Origin of the sequence: Epibacterium sp. Ofav1-8 (assembly GCF_022348185.1) — a bacterium.
Taxonomy (GTDB): Bacteria; Pseudomonadota; Alphaproteobacteria; order Rhodobacterales; family Rhodobacteraceae; genus Epibacterium.
Genome location: NZ_JAKRFD010000014.1, coordinates 58,797 through 71,884 on the forward strand (window position 1 = coordinate 58,797; position 13,088 = coordinate 71,884).

Consider the following 13,088-nt stretch of genomic DNA (forward strand, 5'->3'; position numbering starts at 1 on the left):
CATGCGACGTCGGGATAAGAACGGCAACCGGGGGGCAGTCGCACTGCCCACCCGGCGCAGGCGCGAGGACCCAATGGCAGCTTATGATCGCCTGCCCGCACCTTTGCGCGCCTGGCTGCAGGAGGCCGCATTGCCCTGGTCGGCGCAGTCCTGCCGGCGCATCTGGCAGGCGGCACAGCGTGACGGCCTGTCGCCAGAGGCCGCCCTGGCCCGGCTGGATGCCGCAGAGCGCAAAACCCTGAACCGCAGCCAACAGGCCTGATCCGGCAGCCCACCGCGCAAGCGAACACTTTCTTTCTGCGACAAACTCATGTATGGGCGGAACTATCTGAGACGATGTGCCCAGACCCCGGCACGCGAAAGAAAGATAGCATAAGGGTCGGCGGCAATGGGGCCGCCACGCAATTAGGAGACCCGGGATACGCCTGGGAGCGCTCCGACTTAGGATACGATAGATGTTCAACGTAACGACGAAAACAATGCAGTGGGGCGAAGAAACGCTCACACTGGAAACCGGTAAGGTTGCGCGCCAGGCAGATGGCACCGTGATCGCGACCCTCGGCGAAACCTCGGTCATGGCCAACGTGACCTACGCCCGCGAACAAAAGCCCGGTCAGGATTTCTTTCCGCTGACCGTGCACTACCAAGAAAAATACTACGCCGCCGGTAAGATTCCGGGCGGCTTTTTCAAACGTGAAGCGCGTCCGACTGAAAAAGAGACGCTGACTGCACGTCTGATCGACCGTCCGATCCGCCCGCTGTTCGTTCCCGGCTTCAAAAACGAAGTTCTGGTGATGTGCACCGTGCTGTCCCACGATCTGGTCAATGACCCCGACATCGTCGCGATGATCGCGGCCTCCGCGGCGCTGACCATCTCTGGCGTGCCGTTCATGGGTCCGATCGCGGGTGCGCGCGTCGGTTACGAGGATGGCGAGTACATCCTGAACCCGACCGTCGACGACATGCAGGACCTGCGCCTCAACCCCGAGCAGCGTCTGGACCTTGTTGTTGCCGGCACCAAAGACGCCGTGATGATGGTGGAATCCGAGGCTTACGAGCTGACCGAAGAAGAAATGCTCGGCGCTGTGACCTTCGCACACGAGCAGATCCAGCCGGTCATCGACCTGATCGTCTCGCTCGCGGAAGAAACCGCAAAAGAGCCGTTCGACTTCACCCCGCCGGATTACTCCGACCTGTTCGCGGCTGTGAAGGCCGCCGGTGAAGAGAAAATGCGCTCAGCCTATGCGATCTCTGACAAGCAGGAACGTGTTGCTGCCGTTGGCACCGCCAAAGAAGAGATCATCGCATCTCTGACCGAAGAGCAGCAGGAAGACGGCAACCTCGGCTCCGCGCTGAAGAAGCTCGAATCCGTTGTTCTGCGGGGCGACGTGGTCAAGAACGGTCGCCGCATCGACGGTCGTGCTCTGGATCAGGTTCGTGGCATCGAATGCCAGACCGGCCTTCTGCCGCGTACACACGGGTCTGCTCTGTTCACCCGTGGTGAAACGCAGGGTCTCGTGGTGACCACGCTGGGCACCGGCGACGATGAGCAATTCATCGACGCCCTGCACGGCAACTTCAAATCGAACTTCCTGCTGCACTACAACTTCCCGCCCTACTCGGTTGGTGAAGTGGGCCGCGTGGGTTCGCCCGGTCGTCGTGAAATCGGCCACGGCAAGCTGGCATGGCGCGCGCTGCAGGCGGTTCTGCCGGCACCGACCGACTTCCCCTACACCATCCGCGTGGTCTCCGAGATCACCGAATCGAACGGCTCCTCCTCCATGGCATCTGTCTGTGGTGGCTCGCTGTCGATGATGGACGCAGGTGTGCCGCTGAAAGCACCGGTTGCCGGTGTGGCCATGGGTCTCGTGCTGGAAGACGACGGTTCCTACGGCATCCTGACCGACATCCTGGGCGACGAGGATCACCTCGGCGACATGGACTTCAAGGTTGCGGGCACCGAAGCAGGCATCACCTCCCTGCAGATGGACATCAAGGTTGCAGGCATCACGCCTGAAATCATGAAGAACGCGCTGGCTCAGGCCAAAGCGGGCCGTCTGCACATCCTCGGCGAAATGTCCAAGGCGCTGACCGAAGCCTCCGAGTTCTCGCAGCACGCACCGCGCATCGAGACCATGCAGGTTCCGACCGACAAGATCCGTGAAGTCATCGGTTCCGGCGGCAAGGTCATCCGCGAGATCGTCGAAGTCTCCGGCGCCAAGGTCGACATCAACGACGATGGCGTGATCAAGATTGCCTCCGCAAACGGCGAAGCGATTCAGAAGGCCTATGACATGATCCACGCGATCGTGGCAGAGCCGGAAGAAGGCGCGATCTACACCGGCAAGGTCGTGAAGATCGTCGACTTCGGCGCCTTCGTGAACTTCTTTGGCAAGCGCGATGGTCTGGTGCATGTGTCCCAGATCGAAAACCGCCGCCTGAACCACCCCAGCGACGTGCTGAAGGAAGGTCAGGAAGTGAAAGTCAAGCTCCTGGGCTTTGACGATCGCGGCAAGGTGCGCCTGTCCATGAAGGTCGTGGATCAGGAAACCGGCGAGCCGATCGCAGCCGAGAAGAAAGAAGAGGCGGAATAAGCCTTTTCCCGCCACACGCGGATCTGACATAAGATGCCCGGGACAGGAGTGTCCCGGGCATTTTTTTGGTCGCGCGTCACTGACGTTGCCGCAGGCCACCGGAAAGGATCACATGAGCCGCGTTACCCTTGTTACCGTTGCCTATAACTCTGCTGCCGTTCTGCCGACGTTGCTGGCCTCGGTTCCCGGAAATGTGGACTGTGTGATCGTCGACAATGGCTCGCAGGATACCGACGAGGTCCGGCACCTCGCGGCGACGCATGGCGCAGAACTGGTGATCTCAGAGCACAACATCGGGTTTGGGCCGGGCTGCAATCTCGGCGCGGCACATGGAACCGGCGAGTTCCTGTTCTTCGTCAACCCGGATGCGACGCTGTCTCCGGGCGCGGTGGAGGCGCTTTTGGCGGCGGCCGATGCGCACCCCAACGCCTGCGCGTTCAATCCGCGCCTGCGCGAGGGCAATGGCAAGATTGCCTTCAAACGGCGCAGCAAGCTGTTGCCAAAACCGCTCTGGCTGCCGCGCGAGGCGGCGGAGCGCGACGGGGACCTACCCGTCCTGCAAGGGTCAGCGATTTTTGTGCGGCGCGCCGCCTTTGAGGCGGTTGGCGGGTTTGACCCCGAGATCTTTCTCTATCACGAGGATGACGACCTCAGCTTGCGGCTGCGCCAGACCTGCGGCCCGCTGCGCCTGGTGACAGCGGCAGAGGTTGTGCATCTGTTTGGCGAATCCACTGCGCGCTCGCCACGGACAGCGGCGTTGAAGGCCTGGTACATGGGACAATCCCGCGTCTACGCGTGCCGCAAGCACGGTATGTCCCGCGCCTTTGCTGTGGCCCTGAGGGACGCGATGATGCAGCTCCTGTCACCATTGACACTGCTCTCGGCACGCAAGCGCGCCAAGCACTGGGCCTATCTGCGTGGGGTCTGGGCCGCGCGGAATGCGCCCGGCGCCAATCAGCCTTTCCTGACGGACTAAGCGGGCCGCGTTGCACAGCCAGCCCCAACAGGCTAAGTCCGCAGACATTGTTTCAAAGTCACAAGGTGTTTGAATGGCGTTGCCCCTCTGGAAGATCAAACGCGAGCTGACCCGTCCTTTTTTACAGCTCAAACGTTTGCCGCCGCGGCTGACGAGCCTTTTGTTTTCAAAAACCTACTATGATCGCGTTCTGGCCCCCCGCAAACAGGTGACAGAGGGCACGGCGTCACCTACGGGGAAGATCGCGATCTATCTGATCTTTCCTCAGACCGGGGTACTGGCATCGCATCTGGAGGCCTTGCGTTACCTTGCAGCCAATGGCTACGCGACCGTCGTCGTGTCGAATCTCCCGCTGAACGACGCGGACCGCAGCACGATCCATGAACACGCATGCCTGCTGATAGAGCGGCCGAACTACGGGTATGACTTCGGAGGGTATCGCGATGGCGTGCTGGAAATCGCCCAACGGTTTGCAGACGTCGAACGACTGGTTCTCTTGAACGATTCTGCCTGGTTCCCTCTTCCGGGATCTACCAACTGGCTGCATCAGGCGGAACAGCTCGATCTGGACTACGTCGGCGCCGCAACCAACTATGGGCACGCCCGGGTGAATCCCGAAGAGTTTCGCAACATGCGCTGGAGTTACTCCAGTGACCACCGAAACTTCCACTACTGCTCCTTCGCCCTGATGATCAGCGGCAAGCTGTTCTCGGACCCATCCTTTCAGCGGTTCTGGCGCAACTTCCCACTCACCAACAACAAAACCGTGACGGTGCGTCGCGGCGAAATCGGCATGTCGCAATGGGTGATCCGCAATCAATTCACCCATGCCAGCACTTTGGACATCGCCGATCTCGATCAGCACCTCTCGGCACTGCCCGATGATGAGCTGAGACATATCGCTGAACAGACCGTGATCCCGGAAATGCCGCAGATGCAGGACATTCTGGCAAAGACGCTGGCGGGAACCCCAACCCGCGAAGAGCTGATCGGCCTCATCCTGACCAGCATCGCACGCCAGGGGATCAGCTACACGCAGCCGCGACTGGTGCATCGTGACTTTGGCTTTGCCTTCCTGAAGAAGTCACCGATCTGGCTCGACGAAACAGCGTCGGATCTGACTTTGGCATTTGCCCGCGACCTGGATGGGCCCTTTGGTCAGGTGATCTGGGACGAGGCGCTGGATCTGCGCCGCACCCGCGCCAAAGCGTTTGCCCCCGTCGCAGACTAAGCGAACACAGAACGGGCCACGGCAACCCCACCGTGGCCCATATTTATCTTGCGATACCGAACCGCTGATGGTCGGTGTGCCCGCCTTACTCTGGCGCCTTGGTCTTGCGCAGGTAGGGGAAGATGGTCTCGAACTCACCGAACTTCGCCTTGGCGTCCTCATTGGACACGCTTGGTGGAATGATGACGTCCTCGCCCGGCACCCAGTTTGCGGGGGTCGCAACGCCTTTGCCGGACATCTGCAACCCGTCGAGCGCGCGCAGGATCTCGGCAAAGTTCCGCCCCACAGTCATCGGGTAGGTCATCGACAGCTTCAGTTGCTTGTCCGGACCAATGATGAACACAGAACGCACGGTGGCGCTGTCGGCCGGCGTGCGCCCGTCGGGCAGGTAGGCCTCGGCGGGAAGCATGTCGAACGCCTTGGACACCGCCAGCCCCTCGTCAGCGATGATCGGGAACCCCGCTTCCGCCTTGCCGTAGGATTCGATGTCGCCCTTCCATTTGCGGTGATCCTCGGCGCTGTCGACAGAGACGCCGATCACCTTGGTGTTGCGGGCTTCCCATTCCTTGCCCAGTTGCGCCACGGCAGAGAATTCCGTGGTGCAGACCGGGGTGAAGTCCTTGGGGTGGGAGAAGAGAATCGCCCAGCTGTCGCCGATCCAGTCATGAAAGGTAATGGTGCCCTGATCGGTCTCGGCCGTGAAATTCGGCACCACGTCGTTAATGCGCAAACCCATTTGAGTGCTCCTTCTTGTGCAAGTCACGTGAATCGCTGGGTCAAACCTACTCCCTTTCCGCCGGTGATAAAGCACATTGCCCATCCGCGGCGGAAATTGTCGCAGACCGCCCTACCTACCCGCCCCGGAGAAGCTTTGATCGAAAGGGCCGTGAGCAAGGCGCGAAATTGCGCGCGTCAGAATTTGATCAAAAATCCGGCTTGTGGTGGGACACGGTCGCTGCCACACTGCCGGCAACGCGCCGGAAACCGGCCCGCGCCATCGTCTCGACAAGGGAGCAAACCATGCTTGAGAAACGCGAATTCTATATCAATGGTCAGTGGGTCTCTCCTGCGACCGCCAACGACTATGCCGTCATCGATCCGTCGACGGAGGAGCCCTGCACGGTAATTTCTCTGGGCAGCCAATCGGATACCGATGCCGCCGTTGCCGCCGCCAAGGCCGCCCTGCCCGGTTGGATGGCCACCCCGCCATCCGAGCGTATCGCGCTGGTGGAGAAACTGATCGAGGTCTACAACACCCGCGCCGAGGATCTGGCGCAGGCGATGTCGACCGAAATGGGCGCCCCGATCGATCTGTCGCGCTCCAGCCAGGTGGGCGCCGGGACCTGGCACCTGAACGGCTTTATCGAGGCCGCGAAGAATTTCCAGTTCGAACGCCCGCTTGGCGATCACGCCCCCAACGATCGCATCATCTACGAGGCGGTCGGCGTCGCGGCACTGATCACACCGTGGAACTGGCCGATGAACCAGATCACGCTCAAATTCGGGGCTGCCGCGATTGCGGGCTGTACCATGGTGCTGAAACCGTCCGAGCAAAGCCCGCTCAACGCGATGATCTTTGCCGAGATCGTGGATGAGGCCGGTTTCCCGCCCGGTGTGTTCAACCTCGTGAACGGCGATGGCGCGGGTGTCGGCACCCAGCTGTCCTCGCACCCGGATGTGGATATGGTGTCCTTCACCGGCTCCACCCGCGCGGGCACCGCGATCTCCAAAGCGGCAGCGGACACGCTGAAGAAGGTGCATCTGGAACTGGGCGGCAAAGGGGCGAACCTCGTGTTTGAGGACGCCGATGAAAAGGCGGTGAAGCGCGGCGTGCTGCACATGATGCAGAACACCGGCCAGAGCTGTAACGCGCCCTCCCGCATGCTGGTGCAAAAGGGCATCTACGACCGCGTGGTCGAAGAAGCCGCCGCAGTGGCCAACAAGGTCGAGGTCGGCCCCGCATCCCAGGAAGGCCGCCATATCGGCCCCGTGGTCAATGGACTGCAATGGAGCAAGATCCAGGATCTGATCCAGAAGGGCATCGACGAGGGCGCACGTCTGGTCGCTGGTGGCACCGGTCGCCCCGACGGGCTGAACAAGGGCTACTATGTGAAGCCCACGGTCTTTGCCGATGTGAACAACCAGATGACCATCGCGCGCGAAGAGATCTTTGGCCCGGTGATGACCATCATCCCGTTCGAGACCGAGGAAGAAGCGGTCGAGATCGCCAATGACACGCCCTATGGCCTGACCAACTACGTGCAGACACAGGACGGCGCGCGCGCCAACCGCATGGCGCGGGTTCTGCGCTCCGGCATGGTGGAGATGAACGGCAAATCCCGCAGCGCCGGTGCGCCCTTTGGCGGCATGAAGCAATCCGGCAATGGCCGCGAAGGTGGCGTCTGGGGGCTTGAGGACTTTCTCGAGGTGAAGGCCGTCGGCGGCTGGACCCCCGAAAGCTGATCCCGGCACCCAGCCCCACACACACAGATGGACCGCCCCTGAACCGGGCGGTCCTTTTTGTTTGCTTCCGTTCCTGACAAGATCCGGGGGCAACGTCTTAAAATGTTCACCGAAACTTGCGAGAGTTCGCGCGGTATTCACGCTCTGCCGGGCGTATTTTTCAGATCTGTTTTCAGACCCCGTGTTAGGCTGACCTCGCCCCGGAGGTGCGCAATGGACTTTTTGAACGCTTTGGGCCTGACCGGAGACTGCCCGACCGATCGCATTCCAACCACATTGGCAGGATCGTCAAAGCCGGTGGTGACGCGTGTCGTCGCCTATCCCGACGCGCATCTGATCGCTGACAAGCTCTGCCGACTGGAGCGTTACTGCGCCAGTCCGCTGCGTCTGGAGGCCAGGCCTGTCGGTGGCAGCGGCTTGTCTCTTGCGCTGCATCCCGAGCCTTGCCCGGCGGACCTTGAAACACGATGTGCAATCCTGCACGGGCTGCTGCTGCGCGCCGGATTTGACGGGGTGTCCTCCAGCGGGGTGGGCCTCACATGGCGGCAGGCGCCGGAGCCGGTCGGGCTTGATACCGGCGGATCTCCGCGGTTGTCAGACCACCTGCTGCGCCTGATCGCGGCCGATCCCGCCCGCGCCTGGCGATTGCAGGAGGCGGCAGCAGAGCTTGGCGTATCCAGCCGCAGCCTGCAACGCTACCTGTTGGCGGAGGGCAGTACCTTCTCGACCGCCTTGCGACAGGCCCGCACCAAATCTGCCGCCAGCCTCTTGCGCACGTCACGGATCAGCCTCGCGGAGATCGGTTTCTGCTGCGGGTATGCCGATCAGGCGCATTTTCAACGCGAATTCCGCGCTGTCTCGGGCGCGACGCCCCGGCATTTCCGTGCCGGGGACGGGCAGCTGCAAAAACCGGCGAGAGCCTAAAACGGCGCCTTCGCCCGGAACTTCTGCGACACCCCGCCCTCGGGATGCTTCAGCCGCAGCTCCTCGGAGTGCAGCATCATACGCGTATGCTCCAGCGCCGCCCCCGATGCGTAGAGCGGATCGCCGAGGATCGGATGCCCCAGCGCAAGCATATGAACCCGCAACTGATGGGACCGGCCTGTCTTGGGGTGCAGCCGCACCCGGGTTTCATCCGCACCGTAGCTTATGACCTTCCAGTCGGTATGGGCAGGCTTGCCGGTTTCCGTGCAGACCTTTTGCAGCGGACGGTTGGGCCAATCCACGATCAACGGCAGATCAACGGTCCCCGAACGCGGCTCCAGCTTGCCGGTCAGACGGGCCACATAGGCTTTCTTCGTCATGCGCTTTTCAAACTGCAGCCCCAGATGCCGCTGCGCATGCGCGGTCATCGCAAAAACCATCACGCCGGAGGTATCCCGGTCGAGCCGATGCACCAACAAGGCCTCGGGAAACACAGCCTGGATACGGCTGATCAGACAGTCCGACAGATGCGCGCCCTTGCCTGGCACCGACAGCAACCCCGCAGGCTTGTTGACCACCAGGATCTGAGAATCATGGTGCAGGATCTCGAGCGGGTCGCTCGGCGGGCAATAGGCGCTGGATACGGTCATGCGCGCTGCGTAGCGGCGTCGGGACCGCAACGCAAGCATCCGCCGCAGGCCCCGTCACGCACAACGCCCGCGATCGGCTGGGATGTCGTGCCGGATCAGGTCGCCGCCGTATCAGGTCTGCGCGGGGGACGTGGCGCATCCCAGACCGCGCCGCCTTCGGGGTTCAACACCCCCCACAGATAGACACCGCGGTTGTACCAATTGACCACGATCTCCCGCTCGCCCTCAAAGATCACCACGCAATAGGATGTATCCGTGATGGTGCAGGAATCTCGGTCGAGCAGCTGCGTGATGAAGGGTTCCGCCGTGTAGCTCTTGATATTGACCCATATGCGGTTGAGCTTGCTCGAAAAGAACATCGGGCCAAGGATGATCACCGCACCGGCCAGCAGCAGGGCGGGGCCGGACAGATTGCGAAACGGGTTCACGCCCGTGAGCTTGTCACCATAGGCGACAAACACCAGACGCCCGATCCCACCAACCAGAACAAAAACCGCAAGCAAGGACATGGATTGCGTCACCTGTTGCGTCATGCCCGTCACAGCGGACACGTCTACTCCTAAATCCAAAACGTCACCTTCGTAATATCTGAGAATCAAACTGAATCGTCGCCAGCCCGTGGCTGGTAAGAGGAAGATGTGGCGAGGGTTTGGGGCCCCAAAATGGCAAAGGCGAGACCAACAGATGACAACCGATAGTTGCAATCAAAAGGTGGCGTGCTTCAGGCTTCGCGGGCAGGTGCCGCCTCGGTCAGCGCCTCCCGCCCCTTGCGTCGCATCTCGCGCAACAGCGACGTGGAATAGATCACCAGCGCGGCCCAGATCAGCGGGAAGGCCACCATGCGCGCACCGCCAAAGGGCTCCTTGAAGACAAAGACGGCGACCAGAAAAATCATCGTCGGGGCGATATATTGCAGGATCGCGATAGTCGAGAGTTTCAGCAGCTTGGCGCCATTGGCATAGATGATCAGCGGCACCGCCGTAACCACGCCGCAGCCCAGCAGCAGCAGCGTATCATGGCGCAGGGCGGCAAAATGGCTCTGTCCGGTGGCGGTGAGATAGCCGATGTAGCCCAGCGCCGGAATGGTGAGGATCAGCACCTCCAGCAGGAAGCCCTGATTGGGGCCGATGGGCAGGGATTTCTTGAAGAACGCGTAGAATCCCCAGGACACGGTCAGACCCAGCGCGGCCAGCGGCAGCCGCCCCGTTTCCACGGTCAGGATGATCACCGCAAGCGTTGCAAGGCCAACCGCCACCATCTGAGCACGCGTCAGCCGCTCGCCCAGCAGCAAGGCACCCAGCGCGATCGAGAACAGCGGATTGATGTAGTAGCCCAGCGCTGCCTCCAGCGCGTAGCCGGAGCCGACGGACCAGACATAGATCCCCCAGTTCACCGACACGAACGCCGCTGTCACACAGCCCATCGCCAGCACGCGCGGATTGCACAGCGCAGCCTTGAGGTCATTCATCCGCCCCAGCAACAGCAGCAGAACGGCGGCGATCGGGACCGACCAGATCACCCTGTGTGCCACCACTTCGGTCGGCGGGATATGGGCCAGCATTTTCATGTAGAGCGGCAGGAACCCCCACATGAAATAGGCTGTCAGTGCAAAGGCGAGGCCCTGAGGCGTGTCCTCGTTTGTCGCTGTGCTGCTCATGACCGGACCTCCCCGTCCTGCGAATCATATGCCCGGCTGAAACACGCCAACGCCTTAATACACAAAAGAAAACCGCAGCGCCGCTGATCCATCGGGCGCTGCGGTCCAAACTGGCTAGCAGATCGATCAGACCTTTACACGATCCGATTTGGGATCATACATCGGCCGGAGCGATGCCTCGGCGCGCACCCGGGTGCCGCATACGTCGATCTCGTAGGTAGACGCCAGAACCTGCGCCGCGGTTTCCCCCGCGCAAGGAACATAGCCCAGGCCGATGGCGCCGCCGAGGGTGTGACCGTAGTTCCCAGACGACAGGTAGCCCACATACTCGCCATCGCGCAGGATCGGCTCGTTGTGAAACAGCAGCGGCTCCGGGTCGGTGAGGCGGAATTGCACAAGACGTTTCTGGGGGCCGGTCTCCTTACGCTGTGCCACTGCCGCACGGCCGATGAAATCGCAACCCTTGTCGAGTTTGACCGCAAATCCCAGCCCGGCATCCACCACATGATCCTCGCAGGTGATGTCATGGCCGAAATGGCGAAAGCCTTTCTCGATCCGGCAGCTGTCCATCATGTGCATGCCGCAGAGCTTGAGATCCATCTCCTGCCCGGCCTGCCACAGGGTTTCGAACACATGACCCGCCATGTCGGTGGGCACATAGATTTCCCATCCCAGCTCGCCCACATAGGTGACGCGGTGAACGCGCGCCAGCCCCATGCCGATCTCGATCTCCTGCGCGGTGCCAAAGGGGTTCACGGTGTTGGAAAAATCACTGGGCGAGACCTTCTGCAACAGGGTGCGCGCGTTTGGTCCCATCACCGCCAGCACGCCCTCGCCCGCCGTCACATCGGTGATGACCACGTTGAAGTCCCCCTTGTGACGCGCCATCCAGGTCTGATCGGCAAGCCGCGTGGCCGCCGGTGTCACCACGAGGTAGGCCGTCTCCGACAGCCGGGTGACGGTCACGTCAGCCTCGATCCCGCCCCTGCGGTTGAGGAACTGGGTATAGACGATCTTGCCCACCGGCACGGCATAATCACCGCCGCCGATGTAGTTCAGGAACGCCTCGGCCTCCGGCCCTTCGACGCGGATCTTACCGAAGGAGGACATGTCGTACATGCCGACATTCTCGCGCACGGCACGATGTTCCGCAGCCGAGTTTTCAAACCAGTTCTGGCGTTTCCAACTGTATTCATAGTCTTTGGTCTGGTCCGGCTGCGCAAACCAGTTGGCGCGCTCCCAGCCCGCCAGTTCGCCAAAGACGGCGCCCTGATCCTTCAGATGGTGATGAAAGGGGGTGCGGCGCACCCCGCGTGCCGTTGCCTTCTGCCGGTAGGGGAAGTGATCCGCATACAGCAGCCCAAGCGTTTCTCTGGAGCGTTCAAACAGATAGTGTCGGTTGCCTTGAAAGGGCTGCATCCGCGCGATGTCGACGTCGCCGAGGTCAAAGGGTTTCTCGCCCTCCTCCATCCACTGCGCCAGCGCCATGCCCGCGCCGCCTGCGGATTGAATACCGATCGAGTTGAACCCCGCCGCAACCCAGACATTGTCCATCTCCGGCGCCAGGCCCAGGTGATAGGCATCATCCGGGGTGAAGCTCTCCGGCCCGTTAAAGAACGTATGTATCCCGGCCTCGGCCAGCATCGGCATCCGGTTCACCGCAGCCTCCAGGATCGGCTCAAAGTGATCGAAATCCTCGGGTAGCTGATCAAATTCGAAACTGTCGGGGATGCCCGCCATGCCCCAGGGTTTGGCGTTGGGCTCAAACGCGCCAAGCAGGATCTTGCCTGCGTCCTCCTTGTAGTAGGCGCATTCGTCCGGCACCCGCAGCACCGGCAGTTGGGTGAGGTCGGGGATGTTCTCGGTGACAATATAGAAATGCTCGCAGGCATGCAGCGGGACGTTGACACCGGCCATGCGCCCCACCTCTCGCCCCCACATGCCGGCGCAGTTCACGATCATGTCGCAGGCGATATGCCCCTGATCCGCGCCGTCATCAGAGCACCAGTCGACGCCGGTGACACGACGCCCATCGCGACGGATGCCGCTGACCTTCACCCGTTCCTTGATCAGCGCGCCCTGTTGCCGTGCGCCCTTTGCCAGCGCCAGCGCGATATTGGCCGGGTCTCCCTGCCCGTCCCGTGGCAGCCAGACACCTGCGGTGACGTCCTCGATATTGAGGTGATCGTAGCGGGCCTTGACTTCCTGGGGCGAGATCTCCTCGACCTCCACCCCGAAGGCGCGGGCCATGGCGGCCTGGCGGAAGATTTCTTCGCGGCGCTCCTCGGTCAGGGCCACGGTGATCGAACCGCAGCGCTTGAACCCGGTGGCAACGCCGGTTTCCGCCTCCAGCGCGCCGTAGAGTTCCTGACTGTATTTCGCCAGCTTGGTCATATTCGCGGTGGCGCGCAGCTGCGCGATGAGGCCCGCCGCGTGCCAGGTGGTCCCGGAGGTAAGCTGCTTGCGTTCCAGAAGCACCACATCCTTCCAGCCGAGTTTGGTCAGGTGATAGGCGACGGAACAGCCCACGACGCCACCGCCAATGATGACGACACGGGCCTGTTCTGGGAGATCTGCCATGGTGAGGCTCCTT

At 61.9% G+C, this 13,088-nt stretch carries 11 protein-coding genes; 6 read left to right on the forward strand and 5 right to left on the reverse strand.

Going from position 1 to position 13,088, the window contains the following annotated elements:
• The first annotated feature begins 1 nt into the window (after position 1).
• The 4 genes from MHM97_RS19125 (at position 2) to MHM97_RS19140 (ending at position 4,801) form a co-directional block, all read left to right on the forward strand.
• The gene (locus MHM97_RS19125; protein ID WP_239324513.1) at positions 2-262 is read left to right on the forward strand and encodes a DUF6525 family protein; all 261 of its coding nucleotides are present in this window, start codon (positions 2-4) and stop codon (positions 260-262) included.
• A 193-nt stretch (positions 263-455) separates the two neighbouring features.
• Positions 456-2,594 (forward strand): polyribonucleotide nucleotidyltransferase, encoded by a 2,139-nt coding sequence (pnp, locus tag MHM97_RS19130; protein ID WP_239324514.1) that lies wholly within the window; start codon positions 456-458, stop codon positions 2,592-2,594.
• A 112-nt stretch (positions 2,595-2,706) separates the two neighbouring features.
• Entirely contained in the window at positions 2,707-3,570 is an 864-nt protein-coding gene (locus MHM97_RS19135) for a glycosyltransferase family 2 protein (RefSeq protein WP_239324515.1), read from the forward strand.
• Between the two features lie 73 nt (positions 3,571-3,643).
• On the forward strand, positions 3,644-4,801 hold the full coding sequence (locus MHM97_RS19140) for a rhamnan synthesis F family protein (protein WP_239324516.1): 1,158 nt from the start codon (positions 3,644-3,646) through the stop codon (positions 4,799-4,801).
• 85 nt (positions 4,802-4,886) lie between these two features.
• Here the strand turns inward: MHM97_RS19140 and MHM97_RS19145 are convergent, their stop codons facing one another.
• A complete protein-coding gene (locus MHM97_RS19145) occupies positions 4,887-5,537 on the reverse strand; it encodes a peroxiredoxin (RefSeq protein WP_239324517.1) in 651 nt (216 codons plus the stop codon).
• A 284-nt stretch (positions 5,538-5,821) separates the two neighbouring features.
• On the opposite strand from MHM97_RS19145, the gene MHM97_RS19150 reads away from it, so the two are divergent.
• Both MHM97_RS19150 and MHM97_RS19155 read left to right on the forward strand, forming a co-directional pair.
• Positions 5,822-7,264: an aldehyde dehydrogenase family protein gene (locus MHM97_RS19150; protein WP_239324519.1), complete on the forward strand. Its 1,443-nt coding sequence runs from the start codon at positions 5,822-5,824 to the stop codon at positions 7,262-7,264.
• A 213-nt stretch (positions 7,265-7,477) separates the two neighbouring features.
• Positions 7,478-8,188, forward strand: coding sequence for a helix-turn-helix transcriptional regulator (locus tag MHM97_RS19155; protein ID WP_239324521.1), 711 nt, complete (start codon positions 7,478-7,480; stop codon positions 8,186-8,188).
• Here the strand turns inward: MHM97_RS19155 and MHM97_RS19160 are convergent.
• The 4 genes from MHM97_RS19160 to MHM97_RS19175 form a co-directional block, all read right to left on the reverse strand.
• Complete coding sequence (locus MHM97_RS19160) at positions 8,185-8,838, reverse strand: RluA family pseudouridine synthase (protein ID WP_239324523.1); 654 nt, start codon at positions 8,836-8,838, stop codon at positions 8,185-8,187. The genes MHM97_RS19155 and MHM97_RS19160 overlap by 4 nt on opposite strands.
• Positions 8,839-8,933: 95 nt before the next feature.
• Positions 8,934-9,389, reverse strand: coding sequence for a hypothetical protein (locus tag MHM97_RS19165; protein WP_239324533.1), 456 nt, complete (start codon positions 9,387-9,389; stop codon positions 8,934-8,936).
• Between the two features lie 170 nt (positions 9,390-9,559).
• Complete coding sequence (gene rarD, locus MHM97_RS19170) at positions 9,560-10,495, reverse strand: EamA family transporter RarD (RefSeq protein ID WP_239324535.1); 936 nt, start codon at positions 10,493-10,495, stop codon at positions 9,560-9,562.
• A 126-nt stretch (positions 10,496-10,621) separates the two neighbouring features.
• Entirely contained in the window at positions 10,622-13,075 is a 2,454-nt protein-coding gene (locus MHM97_RS19175; protein ID WP_239324537.1) for a GcvT family protein, read from the reverse strand.
• Between the last annotated feature and the right edge of the window lie 13 nt (positions 13,076-13,088).